Below are 19,688 nucleotides of genomic sequence, written 5' to 3'. Positions count from 1 at the left end.
CCTACTTCGCTAACTCTTCTATTACTCTTCTCACCGTCTCGTACGCAAAGCCCCGGCGCAACATGAAGTCGTAAAGGCGCTTCGTCGCCTTGCGCCGGTCGAGTTTCTTCAGGCGCTCGAACCTGTCGCGCGCCATGCTGAGGGCGATCTCGTACTCGTTATAGGCCTTTGCCTTCGTCTCGAGGGCGGCGTCTATGACGGCATCGCTTATGCCCTTCCGCCTAAGCTCGTGCTTCAGCACCACGTCGCCGACCGGGTTGAGGTGCATGCGCGACTCTACCCAGAACCGCGCAAATTTTTCGTCGTCTACGTAACCCTTGGTCCTGAGGTCTTCTACGGCCCCGTCTATGGTGACGCCGTCGTAACCCTTCTCTTTCAAACGGCCGCGCAGTTCCGCCTCGCTCCTCGGCCTCACCCGCAGGAGCCGGTACGCGCTATTCTTCGCTAACGTCTTCTTCTTATCTTCTTCCAACTTGACCTTTATTTCAGCGCCTTCTCCCTGATCTCCTTCTCGAGCTTCGCCAGGACCTTCGGGTTCTCCCTGAGATAGGTCCTCGCGTTCTCCTTGCCCTGCCCTATCTTCTCTTCGCCGTATATGAGCCACGAACCGCTCTTCGTCAATATGCCGAGCGTCTCCGCCACATCTATCACACTGCCGGCCCTGGAGATCCCCTCGTCGAACATAATATCGAACTCCGCCTTCCGGAACGGCGGCGCTACTTTGTTCTTAACGATAGAGGCGCGGACCCTGTTACCGACGGCATCATCGCCTTTCTTCAGAGACGCTATACGCCGCAGGTCTATCCTGACCGAGGCGTAGAATTTGAGCGCCCGGCCGCCGGGCGTCGTCTCGGGGTTGCCGAACATGATGCCGATCTTCTCCCTTATCTGGTTGATGAATATGACGCAGGTCTTCGACTTGGAGATCGACCCTGAGAGCTTCCTGAGCGCCTGGCTCATCAGCCTCGCCTGCAGTCCCATGTGCGATTCGCCCATATCGCCCTCTATCTCCGCCTTCGGCGTCAGCGCCGCGACAGAATCGACAACTACGACATCTATCGCGTTCGACTTCACCAGCGTCTCGGTGATCTCGAGCGCCTGCTCGCCCGTGTCCGGCTGTGACATGAGAAGGTTATCCAGGTTCACGCCTATCTTCTTTGCGTACGCCGGGTCGAACGCATGCTCCGCGTCTATGAATGCCGCCTGCCCCCCTGCCTTCTGGGCATTCGCGATGATGCTCAAAGTCAGCGTCGTCTTGCCGCTCGACTCGGGCCCGAATATCTCCACGACCCTGCCGCGCGGGACCCCGCCTACGCCGAGCGCCACGTCTATGGCGATGGAACCCGTGGGGATGGCCGGGACATCGACCTTGAAGTCCTGCCCGAGACGCATTATGGCGCCCTTCCCGAAGTGCTTCTCTATCTGCCCGAGAGCCAGGTCCAGCGCCTTCGTCTTCTCTTCCTGGCTTATATCCTTAGCATCTTCCCTTATCGGTTCCCTCTCCTTAACTTCCTTTACCTTTGTCTTAGTCATTGCTCAACTCTCCTTTTTTTGAGTCAGATCAGATCAATTACACCGTTCTTTATATAACATAATATAGAGCATATATTATACCTGCGTCACCTCCTTCTTGTAAAGCGTTTTCGGGCCTCAGCTTTCAGCTATCAGCCGTCAGCTTTCAGCTTTCTCTTTAAACCGGTCAACATTGCCGATATCTCATCACATCTGTCCGATAAAATGCTTATTGCATTGTCATCGCAATACTTAAGTCGCCTTACCACTTCGATGCCGCACATAACTTCATAAGATGACCTCAAAGATATATTCAAGAATCTACTAAATTCTCTATCGGAAGAAGAGCCGCTTCCTTCGGCAATATTCAGAGCTATAGATAGCGTTGCTCGCCTCAATTGGCTTGTAAGACCATACGTCTCCCTTAGCGGAAAATTGTTTGTGATCTTATAAATCATCTCAACAAAATCCATTGCTTTGATCCAAACTTCTAGCTTTCTAAATCTCTGCTCTTTCATATTCTTCTTTTGCTGATAGCTGACAGCTGAAAGCTGATAGCTAAGTCGCCATTTACCCTTCTACCTATATAGATGCTAAAATTTCAAATATTATTGCACTTTTTTTTAACTTTTTTGCTGAAAGCTGATAGCTGACGGCTGAAAGCTGAACGTTAACCTCTTGACCGCTGTCACTCGCCCCTGCTATAATACCCCCATGACCGCCGAGATCGTAGCGATAGGCACCGAGCTCCTGCTCGGTCACGTCGTCAACACAAACGCCGCTTTTCTCTCACAAAAACTGGCAGAGGCCGGGATCGACGTATTTCACCACACGACCGTAGGCGACAATCCGGGACGGCTCACCGAGGCGATCCGGAAGGCGCTCGGCCGGTCCGACGTCGTAATAACTTCGGGCGGGCTGGGCCCCACCGTAGATGACATAACGATAGAGACGATCGCAAAACTTACCGGAAGAGAACTCATCCTGGACCGGGCGGTCCTGAAAGACCTGAACGGCTACTTCAAACTACGCAGGATAAAGGCCCCTCGAGATAGCATCCGCCAGGCATATATCCCGGAAGGCGCAAAACGTATACGGAATCGCGTCGGCACCGCGCCTGGATTGATCGTGGAAGTACGCGGTAAGGTGATCATCGCGCTCCCGGGGCCGCCGCGCGAAATTGAACCGATGGTGGAACACGAAATCCTCCCTTATCTGCTCAAACACTATGCCCTAAACCCTATACCCTATACCCTGAGGTCACGTACGATCAAGCTCACGGGACTCGCGGAGTCGCAGGTCAATGCGAAGGCGAAGGACCTCCTCTCCCTCAAGCCGCCTACGACAGTCGGGATATACGCCAAGCTCGGCGAGGTCGACCTGAAGATAATGGCTAAGGCCGATAGTGACAGAGAAGCGGCGCGGGTGATAGGAAGGATAGAGGGTAAGATCCATTCGCGGCTAAGGGGTAATATATTCGGATATGACGAAGATACGCTCGAAGGCGCCGTAGCAAATGCCTTGAAGCGTAAGAAGCTGACGATCGCAACGGCCGAATCCTGTACGGGCGGGTTCGTTTCACACCGTATTACTAACGTAAGCGGGAGCTCCGGTTATTTCATGATGGGTATTATCGCTTATTCGAATGAGTCCAAGGTGAATATGCTAGGTGTCTCTCCCTTTACCCTCAAGAAATATGGGGCCGTTTCGCGCGAGGTCGCGCTCGAAATGGCAGAAGGCGTGAGGCGGCTCGCAGGCACCGATATAGGATTATCTCTCACGGGCATCGCCGGCCCTACGGGCGGTACAAAGTCGAAACCCATCGGCTTAGTTTATATCGCCTTGGCTATGGACGATTGTAAAAAGCTGAAAGCTGAAAGCAGAAAGCTGAAAGCTCTCGTTAAAGAATTCAGATTCAAGGGAACGCGCGAAGAGATAAAGTTCCAGGCATCGCAGGCGGCGCTGGAGCTTGTGAGAAGAAACGTATAGGGTCAATGCGTACATTCATCGCCATCGAAATATCTGACGATATTTGCGGCGCCCTCGCGCAGATACAATCCCGCCTCAAATATGCCGGCGCTGACGTGAAGTGGGTCGAGCCCCGCAATATCCACCTCACACTGAAATTCCTGGGAGAGATAACGGAAGAGAAGGCCGGGAAGATAAAGAGCATCCTGGACGATATCGGAAGCCGGACGAAACCGTTTGAGATAAATTTAAAAGAGATCGGCGCGTTCCCGCGGATCGAATCCCCTCGCGTCATATGGGTGGGCCTGGACAAGGGAGCAAAAGAATCTGTTGAGCTTGCCGGGCGGATCGATGACGAGCTATCGAATATCGGATTTGCAAAAGAGTCCCGCCCTTTTGCCGCCCACCTCACCCTCGGCCGCGTCAAGTCGCCTAAGAATAAGGAAGTGTTAAAAGAGAAAGTCATGTCATCCGGTAGCTTTCAGCTATCAGCTATCAGCTGTCAGCTAATAAAGTCAATAGTGCTTTTTAAAAGCACGTTGACTCCCCATGGATCCATCTATACGAAACTTCACGAGTCTCACTTCAAGGCTGAAAGCTGACGACTGATAGCTGATAGCTTAAAAAAAGCCCGGGTTGGGATGGAGTCCACCAACTCGGGGGAAGGTCCCTCCATCCCAGCTTAGCCCGGGCTAAATTTAAGCTTTCAGCTGTCAGCTTACAGCTATCAGCAAAAGCTAAAAAAACTGAAAGCTGAAGGCTGATAGCTACATTATGCCGCCGCCAGGAATACCTCCATGGCGCGCTTATACTGTTCGAACTCATCGGCATCCTTCACCCGCATCTCATCGAACTCCAGTATCGCATTGAGGGCAAAGGTGACCGGGTCAATACCGAGGGATGCGAGCGCCTCATCGCTTATCGGCCTTCCGGCTATGAGCTTATAGAAGGATCCGACCGCACCCCTGTTGCCCGCCATTATAGCTACCGATAGTTTCAGGACACTTTCAAGGTAGAGGTAGTTCGTGCCTATAAATTTAGCATTATCATCCAGCAACAGGACGCTTGAATTTATACCGCGCTCTTCCTTGGCATAGCCGTTCCAGACCTTCGGGTCGTTAAATTCCTCCTCTGTAAGGACTATTATGGTATTATCCTTCGCGGCCCTCCCGCTTATGGCGCCGCGGCGGAGCTCATCTACAGAGAGTATCTGTATACTGCTGCCTCTATTCTTAAGTATCAGCTCTACAAGCTCTGTCTTCTTCTCCATATCGAAGAGACCTTCGGAGAGCATCACCGTACGGCCTTCGGGTACTATGTCTGTGGGTGTGCCGGCCCTGTCGCGCTCGTACTGAAGAGAAGATGCTAAGAGGGCTTGGAGCTTGGAGATTGGAGATTGGAGGTTTGAGTCGGGAGCCGTCTTTGTCTCTAGCCGGTTCTCGCCCTTAACTTCGTTCAGGAACGTGTCAAGCGCAATGATAGCCAACCCGATGTCATCGTTCGAGATAGCCGGCTTCTTCATCGCTCCGCAGTCGTCAACCGGAGCGGATCCACGGACACCTCCGGCCAGAAGTCCGGCCACCACGGCGCAACCGCCGTTATTGACACAACCCAGGCACGGTTCATGCCCCAGCATCCTGCCGTCTCTCAGCAATCCAAGCCCTACCCTAAGTTTCGCCACAGCCACCTGGGCGGCCTTATACATCTTTTTGCGCGTACCGGCATCAAGACCTTCCTGCGAAAGCGCTTGTCTTAAAGCGTCAAAATAATTTTCAATATCTCCTAAAGTAGTGTCTGATCTAAAAAGGAAGTTCGGAATCTCGGCTTTTGCCCCTGCAGTGTCTTCAGAGACGGTCTCCGTTTCCATCGGGACGTTGTCCCCGACAGCCGGAGAGGCAGACACCTTCCCGATCGATTCGGAACCCGTCTCTATCGCCACGTCCCAGCCGTATCTGGTGCCGCTGTTGACAGCCAGGATCCTCTCTTCCCACTTACGCATATCTTCGGACGGCGGAAGTTCCGCGAAACCGAGAGAAGCGAGGATACCGCGTCTTATCGCCTTATTGTCCGCTTCGGTAGCCCTGAGATATGCGCGGTCGTCAGTGACAACAAACCCGCCTGCGGCGATGCCTTTTGCCGCCTCCGCGAGAAACGCGGTATAGCTGTCGGCCATCGTCTGGCCTGCGCGCTGATAGTATGCATTGAACTTTTCCCGGATTGCCTCTCTCAGAATATCTGGATACCTGCCCGGCTGCGTCATATCGCATTCTATAAATATTATTTCGCGGTCCTTCTCCTCTTCTCCGGGATAGGCCCATCTGAATTTAAGCGTATAGATAAGCGCCGCACTGTCTTCGTCCTGAGTCGCGGAGAGATATTTAGTATCCTTCCGGCCGGCCGTTATCTTCATATAATCTTCTTCAATATCTGCGACCTGCCCGGCAGGGATGCCTATCGATGCGAGTTCGAGGAGGAGGACCTTCAAAAATCCCGCCATCTTCATATAGTGCGTAGAACCATAACCTTTGATACGTTTTTCGGCCTTGTAGCGCGCAAGCGCCTCTTCCGGTTCCATGCCGGCGACCGCCATATCCGGATAGGGCCTGTAATCATTGCTGACGAAATATGCCTTAGTGGCATTCGTCGACAAGAGAAGGTTTGATATATCGGCGCCGGCGCCTCCATACAGGACGGTGAACGGGACATTTGACGGATTCAGGACTTTTTTGACCGCCATATCGTGGCCGACATAAGCTGCTCCGAGAAGACCGCTCGATACAGGCCTCGCATCGATCGCGCCTTCTCCGGAAGCATCGTAAGGCAGATCTGTCGCCGCAGGCGACGAGAGTTCGTCGATTATAGAGCTCGCCGCTTCTTTGCACCATTCCGCTATATATCCGATATCTCCCCTTCCCGACTCGTCTATATCCAGTATCCCGTGTCGTTTCAGCGCCTCGTCGCGCGACGGATGATCATTGAATCTCACTATCAGCGTCTTCCCGTCATAATCCTGATCGGCCAATCGATGCATCACATCGATAAAGGCGTGATCTTTTCCGCCCAGGACGAGGATGAGACCTGCATGATCGATCGTGTAACCGCCGGTACAATACGCCAAAGCGCCCACCCCCTCTATCCTCTGCGGGTGTGCGCCGTCTATCTTGAGGCCATATTTTTTACCAAACCTGCCCGCAAGCACTTCCGCCACTATATATGATGCCGTCCTGCAAATAACGGGATATCCCTGATGGCCGTCCTTTGACTCAAGCCGTTCCCTGAGGAGACGATGGAGCATAGGGTCGATCGATTCAATAAATCCTTTTATTTCGTCAAAAGCAATTTGATCCTGCCTCTCCTGCCGGATATCTGGTTTTTGCGCAATGATAGCGTCTACATCGCGGAGCAGCTTATCCGACTCTTCCCTGAACTTGCTCTCTTCCACCATCTTTGCGAGAACCGCGCGGGCTTCGGCGCAATGCTCGGCGGGAAGTTTCCCGAATGACGCTACGATACGGCCGGCCGTCGTCTTCCGGTCATTCGGGTGCGAGAAGTCGATCAGCGGTCCCAGTTCCATCTCACAGAAGAACCTGTAAGCGTCCCGCAGATAGATATCGAGAGCAAGGATCGTCTCAAGAGTAACTGCCTCTATCTCTTTAACCTTCCGGTACCGCACCTCCAGGTCCAGGCCCGGGCTGTATCCGCTCTTCTTTTGCAGAAGATCGCCGAGGACATCGGGAGAGGTGACCGGCTCAAGGCCTGCCATCGCAGGAGACAGCGTTCTTACAGGGAGCCGCACCCCTACGAGGATAAGCTCTTTTCCGACGTTAAGCGCCCTTATCTTACGCGCGTAATACGCCGGGTCTCGCGGATCATATTGCGGATCTGACGGCAATATCCAGACATTTTCCCTGTCGCGCTGCGCCTTATCCCGGATCACCCTTGCCAGGGAGGCCCGGCGGCGGGCTTCCCTTCTCACCTTTCCGAACAGGTAGACCGTATAAAGGCCCGATGCGACGAAGAACCATGGCGACACAAAGAATCCCGCCGCAAGTAACGCCGTCATTATGATCGTCTCATCGCGAGATGATCCCCTTATAGATTCCTCTGCGACCCCGCTACGCCAGACAGCGCCTTTACGTCTCTCGGTTATAAAATTTGAATGCATGCTGAAATCATCTATGTCGATATCCGGCATTGTATCCCATTTTGTCCCCGGCATGCCGTCCAGCATATCCTTCAGGCCATACAGGACCTCGCTCGCTCCGTTCGACCCGTTCGCATAAGGTATATTTACGTAAAGATACCCGCCGTCTTTTTTGAGATGCTCCACCATCTGCATGATCTTATCCGATAACCCGGCGCGCCCGTCGCTGTCCGCGGCCGGATTTTCCATAGAACTGAAGACACCCAACGCAAAGACACGATCGAACTCTATGCCGTCCAGTTCGTGATATGAGTTATGGTATACCACATCCGCGCCGCCGGCGCATTCGCCGCATATCTTCCTCTGAAATTCAACTGCGGCCGCGTTTTTATCTATTATGTGGACCCGGAGCCCTATCCTGGCAAGTAAGGCGGGCAGATAGTCCGTGAACTCGGTGCCTACAACGAGCACCCTATCGCCCTTCACGAGCGCCATGCCCAAAATTTTATCTACAATCCTCTCTTTGACGGCTCCACCGAAAATGCCGGCTTTTGTACCATAACTGTCCGCCGTGATGCCATTTATCGCGTCAACGGCGCTTTCGATCTCTTCTCTGCGGACGGGCCCGATGAGACCGTTCTCTCCCACGGAAACGGTTCCCTCCGCCTTTGTATATGGGATCGTCCCTCCCTGCCCGTCTTCCTTCCAGCATATCAAAAGCAGAGCCTCGGAAAATCTTGAGGAGCGGGGATAATCGGCCGGTATGGGTCTGTACTTTGCCACCCTGAAACCCCTCTCCTCCAATTCCCTTATGAGCGTCCTGTCGAAATGGTCTATATAATAATCGGATTCGTGTACCGTGATGAAGAGCAGGCCTCCAGGACGCAATATCCTTTCGGCCTGCGGCAGGATATTATGGTGCCTCTCGATATTGTTTATGGTCACTATATCCTGCGAGCCGTCTGTCAATCCAGCCTTCTCGTATTCGCCTCTTCTCCCGGGCGCGGCGCGCACGATCCTGTCGCCCCTCTCTATTGCCTCTTCACGTATACTTTTATCGATGAACCGGGCAGAGCTCTCTACGCCTGTCATCTTTACGGTCCGGAATATATTTCTCAGGAAATCCCCAAAATGTATCACAAACGCGCCGTCGCCAGTATCCAGGTCCGCGACGTCCACTGCCACCCTGCCCCTGAACCTCTCTCTTACCATATCTTCTATATCCGCACCCTCTGTAACGGCTGTGGATGCGGCCGCGGGCATGCCGCTCCCGGATGCGGTTTGGCCGGGTACGGTCCGGGCCGCCCCGCGCACAAGGCGTTCCGCGAGCCTCCTTGGGTTCGGAAGCTTGTCGCGCGTCACGCCGCCTCGGGTCTCGGTCTCCGGGAGCGTGCCGGGCGGCACCGTCGTGATCGTTATATTGCTGCCTGCACTCTCCTGCTCCAGCATAAACCGCTCAGGCAGCATCCGGCCGATCTTTTCCATAAGAGCGCTATCGACACCTCTGAAATCTCCCTTGAAGTATGCGGCAACCAGTGCCTGCTGTACGAAATGTTTCAGCCGCGGGCTTTTATCGTATGCCATCTCCAAAATGTCGACGACAACTTTCTGAACTCCCAGGCCGCTTTCGCCTTCTTCAGATGCTTCATAAAGGGTCTTTACCATCGCTTCCGCAAAGCCGGGAGTGTTCTCTGTCGCAAGTATAGGCTGTATCAGACGGTCAAAGAACGGCTTGAGGCTCGCGCCTTTAAAACGGGCAAGGTATAAGAGAAGCTCTTTAAGCACGGATAGATAGACATGAGGCCATTTATCAGTGAGCAATCTCTTTAAAGACGCTATCGCTATCTCCTGCCGGAATTCTGACTGCTTATCCAGCCCGGGCGCATAGGAGATTATATGCGTGAAGAAATAGAACTGCAGCATAGCAGCCCTTTCATCGGGCGCAAGTTCCCGCAAATATGCTATGTAGGCGTCGACCGCCTCCCGTACGATCCTTCCATACTCTCTTCTATTGCTTCTCGTCCTTATATCTTCAAATGTCTGATATCTCTTGCCGCCGTTTATCCTCCCCCTGCACCCAGGCGGAAGGTAATCCTCCACCGGACCTAAATTCCTCCTGTCCCTGTAAAATGCGTTCGGCCGCATGCTCCTTATGGAGCCAGCGCCGTTCTCATTTCCCGCTATTATGTAGTCCGGTAGGGAATCTACAAAGAATATCGGGTGCATTACTATGCCTTCTATGCCTTCAAAGCGCCGGGCGAGCCCTTCAGGATCGTGCATATCTCCCAGCTCAAAATCTATGATGATCCTGTCCTCTCTTCCTCCCGGGCGGAAGATCTTACCATCTACGGTCATGACATCCAGATTTTTTGCTCCTAAAGATCTTAATTCTGCCTCAACCTTATCCCTGCATTCTTCCCGCACCTCTGCGGCCAGCGGCATACTGCCAAGATATGTTTTCAGCTTACTTTCGTCTGCTATGACGATCGTTCTCTTGGACTTTCTTATCATCTCTTTTTCGTCCGTTATCGCGCCGCTGGACCCTTTTGTAGCATAAAAATCCCTGTCTATGGCGTCCACGCCGATGACCATCGCGTCCACCGCCTTCACGTCTTCTATTTTCCTTGTCGGCATATTATACATATTCAAGAGGTCCGCCGTTGTGGTAGAGCTCGAGATGAAGACCAGGTCTTTCTCCTTGATCTCTTTATATATGACGGCCTCCCTGACAAGCTGCAGGAACCAGTTACGTACCGTCGTGCCGCTGCCCAGGCCTATCACAAGAGGCGCTTCCTTATCGCCCCTTCCCCTGAGCATATCCTTTATGATGCGCAACGCTTCCAGCGCGGCGTAATATTTCGACGTCTCTTCTTCCCGCAATACCTGCCAGCCCTTATTGACCAGGGTATCTATGGCCTTGCCGAACCCTTCCATGAATCTCATGTAATTGGCGGTCAATGCGCTGTGATCCTGGACCTGCTCCTTACCGAAGAATCCTTCACCTGAAACGATTATATCAGCGCCGGCCCGTATCGCCTCTTTCGCGGCGAAGAACGGGTCCATGCCGCCGTCCACCTGTATCAGTACATCCTCAGGCAGCATCTCTCGCGCCTTGTACACGTTGAGGAGCGTGCGGGCGAGGAACTTCTGGCCGCCCCTTCCTGAGAGCGTCGTCATCTGCTGGAATATAGCCATCTTATCGGTCAGATCCCGTTTTCTCAGGAATTCGAGCACCGGCCCTATGCGCTCGTCCGGCGCGCACGCGATACCGAATCTGCTTCCTTCGCCGATTATATAAGCGAGCCTCTTTGCCAGCATCTCCTTGTTGCGGAATGCCTTCCAGTGCAATACGACATAATCCGCCCCTGCATCTATGTAACCTTTTATAAGTTCCTCATCCGGCCCCACCATCATGATATGGACGTCAACGGTAAGATCTATACCCTCTTTTGACGCCGCGGCCTTTATCCTCTTCAGAAGCTGCGGAGTGAAGATGTCGATCGTCTCGATCGCGCCTTCCGCGCCGATCACTTTTGTAAGCTGCCATCTCTCCCCGCGTTTTATCACCTCATAGTGAAGGCGCGGGGTCACTACACCGGACTCAACCTGCACCTTTGCCGCGAGTATCGCTTTCCGGATGAGCGCTTCCTCCAAAGCATAAATTACCTCTTTCGCCCTTTCGATCGCCTCTGCATGCTTCCTGGGTCTTCGCTGAAGCTCGTACATGCTGTTCTTTATCATCCTCAGCTCGCCCGCTTCTCTCGCGCCTAATATCGCAGGGTCAAGCGCCGGCGTATCCGGTTTCGGCAAGGTCTTCGACGCGGAGGCCTGCCCTTTCCGCACCAGACGCTCGGCGGTCTTCTTCGGGTCCGGCTGTTTGTCGCGCGTCACGCCGCCCCTGGTCTCTGTCTCCGGGAACGTGCCGGGCGGGACCGTAGTTATTGTAACTGCGTTCGACGATGCCGCGGGTGACGCCGCAACCGTTCCGCCCGTTGCCTTTATACCGGCGCGGATCACGTACATCCTTTTCAATAGATCGTCTGCGGTCAGACGGCCCCTGTCGGCCACCCAATCTACCATACGGAAGAGTTCCCTCTCTCCGGGGGAACGATACGGCAGGAGATTGGAATATACCCGGGCTATGCGGGCTATCTCGTACAGGTCCCGCTTCCTTCCGTCCCAATTAGGGTTAAACTCCGACGCGTGGCCTTTCTTGGCGACCGTGTCCAGGCCGATGCCCCTGAGCCGTCCGAGCCCGTTATGTTTTGTCGTAGCGATATTGAAATCTATGAAGGTGACCCTCCCGCGCTCTATATCGACGAATATCTCATCCATATCAAGGTCCCTGTGATATACGCCTGCCGCATGGAATACCTTTATCGCTTCCGTAACCATGATGATACGCTCGACAAAGGCCTGCACCTTTTCCGTGTCGGACAGGTCCCGATGGACCATACCTGTCAGATCCCGCTGGAGGCTTACGCCCGGCGCTTCGCTCATGGCGATGAACGTACTTCCCCTTCGCGTCTTTATACCAAAGTCGGTCAGTTCCGATAGATACTCGACATCTTCGTCGTCAAGATGGCCGATATATACCTCATCCGGCAGGTGGCGGCTGAGGTCCTTGTCAGCCAGCATCTCCTGCAGGATAGCCGCCTCTCTATCTGCTACAACCATATTCCGGTCTATCTTTATAAAATATGACCTGCCTTTACGTTCGGCCCGCAAGACAACGCTCAACGGCCTCAGATCATAATCTTCATATGTGAAATCACGAAAGTCGCGCAGATGGATCTCCTTATTCATGGGAGCGGCTGAGGTCTGCCCTTTCCGCACCAGACGCTCGGCGGTCTTCTTCGGGTCCGGCTGTTTGTCGCGCGTCACGCCGCCCCTGGTTTCTGTCTCCGGGAACGTGCCGGGCGGGACCGTAGTTATTGTAACTGCGTTCGACGATGCCGTTGACGTTCCATCCGTAGCGGCCGCCGGCATGACGGCCCCCTGAGGCGCGCCCTGCTTCCTTATTGTGAATATCTTGTACTCTTCTCCGGGCTTAAACTCGATATCTTCGAAGGCACAGGCCCCGTCCGATTCCTTCTTCGCCTGTTCCGGGATGTCAACCCTGGCCTGCATCGACTCTCCCGAGGGTTTCAGGTTTACGACAAGTACCGCCCAATCACCGGTCTCCGTCCTCCACGAAAGCGAAAAGAGCCTATCGGGACGCGACGTCGCCGGCGACTCGATCCAGCTCTCGCCCCTCGTCTTCACCGCATCGCTGAAGTCCTGCATAACCTTCCTGAGCGGCGCGTTGCTTACGGCGGCCTTCAATCCGGGGAAGCCGGACCTGGCACGCAATTCGTCATCGGTCACAACGAGGTGCTGGCTCTTGTCGCCGGGATCTATACTCCCGCCGGGTATCTTCACGATGTGTCCCCTGTGCAGGAGCCAGTCACGCAGGTCGAACATGACAGATGTCTTTCTCAGGTGCGTTATCGCAAGGAGGAGCATAGCGAATCCCTTTGCCCCGCCGCCGGTAGCCGCAAGCGACGTCTGGTCAAAGTTCGACGGGAAGATGAACGGTCGCGGAGAGGCATAAAGGGCGTTCCAGACGGCATCCCTTATATCGGAGGCATTCCAGTTTTTACGCGCAATATTCCAGTATGAGTTGAATAGCCTGTCGGAATACATATAGTCCGCGCCGAGCCGCTCCATCCATTGCCGCTGGTCGTCATAATATGCCTCCATGAGGAAAGATATATTCCTGCCCTTTGACCCCGCATACTCTTTTGCCGCGTCTATTATCCTCTTGAGCGGCTGGTCTTCGTCCGGCAGGCCTGCTATCAGCAAATAAAAGGCAAGGTCGACCCGGACAGTATCGACACCGAGATCGACGAGGGCCTTGAGCGACTCGATATAGTACCGCTGGACGTCCTCATTGCGCGGATCGGGCCGCACCTGGTCCATATTATATCCATAGCTTATGACATGCTTCACCAGTATGACCCTCTCCTGCCGGCCCTTCTCCGTTATCCTCACCGCGCAATGGGCATAATTCTCCGGACGGACCAGAAGCTGCCTGAGCCATCCCTCCTTCTCCCCTTCCGGCACATTCCGGAAGGCCTCGTTGGCGTCATCGCCCAGTTCCTTATATTCGAACCACCGATAGTTCGTCTCATTCACGGCATCGGGAGAGAGCCACGGGATGAAGTCGGCCGTCACCTTCATGGACGCCTGGTGGGCCTTCTCCACGACCCTGCCGAAGCCTGCCCGCACATCCCCGTCCGAAAGGTCAGGGTTGAACCTGTCCATTCCGTAGATAGAGAACGGGTTGCCGAATACGTCCTTCAGTTCCGTATCTCCGACCGTCTGGTAGACGGTGGGATAACCTGGCGCGAGCACCGTCGTCCTGCCTGCGGTTACTACGCGCGTGTCATAATTATGGGCGGGATTGTAATGGAGTTTCTTCGATATCTCGCTCATCTCGTAAAGCCCGCCGTAAAAGTAGATCGAGCCCACCCCCGACCCGGCCAGGATCGGGATAAGCTCTTCGGCCTTCTTCAAGCCGTCCCTGCACACGACCTCTCCTTCGCTAACCTCGGCGCCGATGTCTGACAAGCTCACCGCAACCGTCAGGTTCGGCTCTATAGGCAGAGCCCGCCGAGTTCCGGTGAACGGCTCTTCGGACACAGGCGCGGCATCGGCTGGGACGGGCGTGCCGGATCCTTCGGAGACGGGACCGGCGCCCTTGGTCAGGATGACCCCGTATGCCGACGCGCCGCGTCCTTCTCCGATCGGCAGGACCTCTACTTCCGTCTTGAAATATCTGCCAAAATACCTGCGGACGGCCTCTTCGTCGGTAAAGGCGTTCGCAAGCTGCTGACGCTCATTGGCCGTGAAGAGCTCCGCGGCCATGGTTTGGCCGCCTGAGACGCTCAATGCTTCAAGGGCCCTCCCGCGTCCTCTCATCTCCTCCCTGTCGATGGCGTGCAATGTCACTAAGGCGGTCCCGCCGTCTTTCATGATACGCCGTATCTCAACTACCGACCTTTCCATATCCGCAAAGTCAAGAGTGAAGGTCGACACTACGACGTCAAAGGACCCGTCCTCGAGGCCCGTATCTTCCGCGGTGGACTGGTGATAACGGATATCTCCTCTCTCCGACCGGTCGAGATATCTCCCTATGGTCCCATCATCGAATAGATCCAGCGCGTGCACTTCGGAGGCAGGGAACCATGACCTGACCTGTCTCGGTAAAAATAGTGCGGGGCCTGTGCCTATATCTATAAGCGTAAACCTCCGGTCCTTCCCATATCTCCTTTCGAGCGCCTTCCTGACGAATGAGACGATAGAATCGGGATAAAGCTCATCGCGCCATTCCCTCCTTCCGTCGTACCATGACTCGCGCCAGAACTCCCGGGCCAGGCGGGCCGGGCCTTCGTCCGTCGCGGCCACTGTCTGCCCGCCACTGTCCCCCCGAAGAACGTCCCCGGTTTCATATTCGGGTGCAGAGACAGGTGCGGCCGTTCCGTTCCGGACGGCACGGTTCCTGTGCTTCTTATCAAAACCGTTCCCGGCAACCACTTTCGATGTTATGCCATCGATGCACTCGACCAGGTCATCAAGCGTAGGCCTGGAATTATTATCCTGTGATGAGAGGAAATCCTCTTCAATATCCTCCTCTGCCAATATCAGGTATTCCTCTAATAACTTTGATCCGCGGTCATCTAACAGCGCCCCGCGGGCCAATCCCAATCTCTCAGAGAAATTCCCAAGGCCGTCTTTCAATATCCCGAGCAGTTCCTCCCTGGGGATACCGTTCTTTATGCCATGATATGTCAATACCAGCGCCCACTCGGTAAGCATCCTCCCTATTTCGAAATGAAGATCTGTGTGGGGCGCTATCTTATCTACATGCTCAAAATCTGCCACGCCGGTTAACCTGATATTCGAGCGACCGAGATCCTTTTCCAGATGTTCCAGATGTCCGAGAGGGGTGTGGTGCCACAGCCACGGCCGGCCCGTTTTACGATGATGCGTTAACGGGGCAAGCGAATTATGTATATACTCCCGCCTCAACATCTCCGCAAGCCGCGCAACCGAATTGAGCGCGCACGCGCGCATCCGGGCCCCGGACCTTATGTCTTCCGGATATACGAAATATTCTTCAGGGGCGATATACGATATGGCTGGACCTCTGCGATAATTGAATATATAAGAACCCGCGCCGGATCCGATCGGCTCCGGCACGTCTACACCTTCAGCACGCAGCTCTGCCATCGTCCTCGCTTCGCGCTCCAGGGCATCTAAAGGTTCGTCATCATTTTTGAACTTCACTGCCCTGACATATCCGTTGCCCAGGTCGATAACCGCGGTGCGCCCGTGCCATGACGCGCCGGCGAGCGACGGCAACCTCTCGTCCCCGCCTGTCGCAAACCATTTGAAGAGTTTGCCGGCCAGCCACCACGCCGCGACTATGCCGGCGATGACGGCGACGGTCGAGCCGAGCGAAGCGGCCTGCGGCGCCATTTCGGGGCGTATGAAAGAGTCGATGCCGAAGCCAAGACCGAAGACGCCCATGGACGACAACATCCCGGGCGTTTTCATAAGAAGCCGCTCCGCGTTATTTCGCTGGCGGGCAAAGAACTTCTCTAATTGATGGGTCTGGAAGTCCGGATATTCGTCCCCCTGGTCCATCAACACCGAAACGGCCATGCCGTTCAACCGTTCACCTATACCGGAATCACTCTCAAAGACCGTCCTGAGGTTCGATACCTCGCCGAAGAATTCCATCTCCCTCTGGATACGCAACCTCATTATCGCCCTTAGGTCCCCGTCATCGACCTGATAAGGCCCTTCATAGGTACCCTCGAAGTCGTCTTCCGGTTCTTCTTCGCCTATGCTATCGGCCACCGCCTTCAGATAGTACGGAGAAAGCGGGATCCCCTCTATCGTGGCGATACCTTTTTCGGGGCTTCCCAGCCGGTATCTGGAATGGACCAGGTCGATAAAACCGTTCCCCGCCGCGATATCGCTGTCGAAATCGCTGCCTTTACCCAACACCAGGACGGGCACTGATGAGTGCGTGTAGTAGTCGACGTATCCGCCTCCGATGATATCACGCAAAAGGGCGATGGCCTTTTCAAGCTGCCCGGGATCCGCGTCAGCTACAAGGATCAGATTTAAATTGCTCCAGCTCCTCAGGGCCGTCCCGAACCTGCCCATGCTCCCTGTCATATATATAGCAAAGTCCCTGATACCTATATCGCTCCTCGCGAGTATCCGGGAGATACCTTTCTCCGCGAAGAACTGACGCAATTCCGACGCCAGCGTCTCTTTCGCATCAGGGTCTACGATCTCGTAAGGGGCGCTCCCGAGGAGAGCCCTGTCCCTGTAGTAGGTGAGCGCCTCGAGATTCTCCACGCCCTCCGGAGTGGACGGATCGTGCGGGACGGCCAGTATGCCGCCGGCCTGCGAGATATCGTCTTCTATACTTATGCTATCCTGTATTTGCCGTCCCTCTTCGTTCCTTCGTGTGCGTCTGGCATCCTGCATCGATCCTGCATTATATGGCCTGCCTGAATATAATGTATTACGGATCTCTTCTTTGACCCTGTTCCTTACCGCCGCGGTCAAAAAGCCATTGAGCCGCACTCCGTCCTGGCCGCAATCCCAGTCATCTATGACCTCGAGCAATACGAGCAGCGCCAGGTTCCGCACCTCTTCGTCATGCTCGCTGACTTTTGAGGAAAACGGTAACCACGACATACCATCCGCTATGGTGACGGCAAATGGCGTCAGACGCTCCAGGAGCTCCACACGCGACCTTTTGTCGCCGGCCTTCATCCTATACCAGAGGCCTTCCATCTCATTCCAAAAACCGTCTTCGTCAACGGACCCGGGTAAAGCCGGCGCCGTCTCCAGCAGGATGGTCCGGGCCGATTTGAGGGACCCGCCGTCAAAACCGGGTCTCCTTGGAACGGATACATTATGCCTGATTATCGCTTTCCAAAGCGCCGCGTCGCCGCCTTCAGCGATACTGCGCTTTGTAAGATATGAACGGAAGGTAGGCAGGCCGAGTTCTTCTCTTCGCGCAATACCGGCCAGGACACTCTCTTTCGTAGGATACTTCAAGCTGAACCTTGGTGAGGCCGGAGAACCGGGAAGGGGTATACCGTATCTCCTTGCCCAATTATATAGCGATACATCACCACCTTTTGCGGCAGGCCTCTGTAAGGCCCCGGGATTATTACTCAAACCGGCCCGTTCCCTTCTTTTGAGCTCTGCCGATACTTCTTCCGGAACGGGATATCTGCCCCTCTTTGCGTGCGTTAAACCCGGTATAAGAATGGCAAACCTCCTTATCGCGGCCAGAAGGCCCGGGTCGCCTCCGTCGGACAGGTTGGCCTTCAAGGCCGACGCATTATTCCTCAGCCCCTCCGCGGTGCGCCTCTCGATCTCGGCGAACGAACCTCTAAGGTCATATTTCGACGGCATTATATGGGGAGGTCTTTGGCCCGGTCTCAAAAACTCTCTCTTGAACTCGAGGTATTTTTCGTATTCCTCGCTCCCTATACTGCCCTGCGACCGGAGTAATCTGGCGACCTCCGCCTCTTTCGCCTCACTATCCAGACCGACGGGCCTCTTTTCACTGTCGAGCATTATTCTGAATATCGGCCTCTCGCTGCCATCTTCCGATCTCTCCTTCCCCTCGATAAAACGCTCCGTTGCCTTATCACCGCATACCCTGTACAGGACGACTTCATCGTCATCGTATCCTTTGAACTTCAGATAGATCTTCATAAGCGTATAACCGGCTCCGGCAAATATGAAGAGCATGGGATTATATATGACTATACGGAGGGGATTATTCTGCCGTTCCAGGATATCCAGGACCGACACCTTTATCTCCTTCCCCGCTCCCGTGTAACATTCGGGAACACCGTTCTCGTCGAGGATTATGGAATGTGCTATCCCCCGGCTTCCCGTCCTTGTCACAGGGTATATATCTATCCTCTTCTGGCCTGGTTCTTTTATGAACTCAACGCCTGTAACGTCTTCCATGCCTGTCCTGCGGAGATAATCTACATAGAACCGTATGCCCGCATATTCGACCCCTCCTATGGTCAGTGAGTTCTCCCCGTCCAGGGCGCTTCTTTTCACCAGACCATTTTCAAGGTCTATCTTCCCGAGCTTGCATTGTAATTCGAAAGCATATACAACAACGGACGTATTTGCAGCCATTCTCTCCGGTTTCTCCACGCCTATCGGGAAACCGTCTTCGTCCAGGTCTATTGTCGTGATGGCTTCCGCTTCGGGTTTTAATGTCTCTCCCCGCCTGCGGATCTCGATCCTCTTATGCCGCTCACCCCTCCCCAGGAATTTAAATGCCATGGCGTCCTGGCAGGAAAGGCCGAAATGATTCAATAAACCGCTTACTCTATATTCAACGCCCTTCACGCCGAAGCTGCCTGTCTTTTCCGCTATCGGAACGGCAAGCGGCACTCCCTGCTCTTCCAATATGGCCATTATGGCTTTGCGCATACGCGCGCCGTATGTTACGCCTTCGGGGTTGAGTTCCTCGTTAAGGCGTATTTCATGGAACGTTGAGCGCCTTATCATTCCGCCGGTCCTTACCCTCGCGACCAGTTCGAGCACCCTTCCGTTTATACTCAACCCTATATCCTCCAGGCCCAGCACGCCGCAGTCACGGAGGTAGTTAAAATATGCCTGTATGCCTGTATACGTAAAACCGTTAAGCGTCTTCTCCGTATTGACGGCGCCGTCGAACCTGAAACCCCAATCCGGTTCGTCGATGCCTTTTATGAGATACTGCGGCGGCACGTTCCAATAAGCGGCCATCTTATCAAGCTCCGCGATGGATGGCCTTGCCCTGCCGTTCAGGATATCCCTGAAGCGCTCATTACCTATGCCCAGATCTGAATGAGAGGCGTTCACACTCGTCTTCAGCTGCGCCATCGTCTTTGCGATCCTTCCGCCGTATCCGTCTACTACCCCTACCTTATTCCAGTCCGGCTCATCTATACCCAGCAGCAGATACCGCAAACTT

Annotated in this window: 6 protein-coding genes (1 of these 6 cut by a window edge); 2 read left to right on the top strand and 4 right to left on the bottom strand. The window is 54.4% G+C overall.

What is annotated here, in order from left to right:
* Window position 1: 1 nt before the first annotated feature.
* The 3 genes from WC515_03215 to WC515_03205 all read right to left on the bottom strand — a co-directional run bounded on the left by WC515_03215 (window position 2) and on the right by WC515_03205 (window position 2,030).
* Complete coding sequence (locus tag WC515_03215) at window positions 2-472, bottom strand: regulatory protein RecX (GenBank protein MFA5146373.1); 471 nt, start codon at window positions 470-472, stop codon at window positions 2-4.
* Between the two features lie 8 nt (window positions 473-480).
* Window positions 481-1,533: a recombinase RecA gene (gene recA / locus WC515_03210; GenBank protein ID MFA5146372.1), complete on the bottom strand. Its 1,053-nt coding sequence runs from the start codon at window positions 1,531-1,533 to the stop codon at window positions 481-483.
* 131 nt (window positions 1,534-1,664) lie between these two features.
* Window positions 1,665-2,030 (bottom strand): four helix bundle protein, encoded by a 366-nt coding sequence (locus WC515_03205; protein MFA5146371.1) that lies wholly within the window; start codon window positions 2,028-2,030, stop codon window positions 1,665-1,667.
* Between the two features lie 196 nt (window positions 2,031-2,226).
* On the opposite strand from WC515_03205, the gene WC515_03200 reads away from it, so the two are divergent.
* Both WC515_03200 and thpR read left to right on the top strand, forming a co-directional pair.
* Window positions 2,227-3,501 carry a competence/damage-inducible protein A gene (locus tag WC515_03200; protein MFA5146370.1) on the top strand — a complete coding sequence of 425 codons (1,275 nt, stop codon included), beginning with the start codon at window positions 2,227-2,229 and terminating at the stop codon, window positions 3,499-3,501.
* 5 nt (window positions 3,502-3,506) lie between these two features.
* Window positions 3,507-4,082 (top strand): RNA 2',3'-cyclic phosphodiesterase, encoded by a 576-nt coding sequence (gene thpR / locus WC515_03195; GenBank protein ID MFA5146369.1) that lies wholly within the window; start codon window positions 3,507-3,509, stop codon window positions 4,080-4,082.
* Between the two features lie 170 nt (window positions 4,083-4,252).
* On the opposite strand, the gene WC515_03190 is transcribed toward thpR, so the two are convergent.
* On the bottom strand, window positions 4,253-19,688 hold the 3' portion of the coding sequence (locus WC515_03190; GenBank protein ID MFA5146368.1) for a ribose-5-phosphate isomerase A. It continues 3,356 nt past the right edge of the window; the window shows 15,436 of its 18,792 coding nt (coding positions 3,357-18,792); its start codon lies off the right edge, out of view; it ends in the stop codon at window positions 4,253-4,255.

The organism is Candidatus Omnitrophota bacterium (assembly GCA_041650805.1).
Classification (GTDB): Bacteria; Omnitrophota; Gorgyraeia; order 2-01-FULL-45-10; family 2-01-FULL-45-10; genus JBAZKM01.
This window is presented reverse-complemented; position numbering and strand designations above follow the sequence as displayed.

What these genes read in the sequence shown, in the direction of transcription:
- recA (MFA5146372.1), bottom strand. Translation starts at nt 1,533, where the DNA reads ATGACTAAGACAAAGGTAAAGGAAGTTAAGGAGAGGGAACCGATAAGG.
- WC515_03205 (MFA5146371.1), bottom strand. Translation starts at nt 2,030, where the DNA reads ATGAAAGAGCAGAGATTTAGAAAGCTAGAAGTTTGGATCAAAGCAATG.
- WC515_03200 (MFA5146370.1), top strand. Translation starts at nt 2,227, where the DNA reads ATGACCGCCGAGATCGTAGCGATAGGCACCGAGCTCCTGCTCGGTCAC.
- thpR (MFA5146369.1), top strand. Translation starts at nt 3,507, where the DNA reads ATGCGTACATTCATCGCCATCGAAATATCTGACGATATTTGCGGCGCC.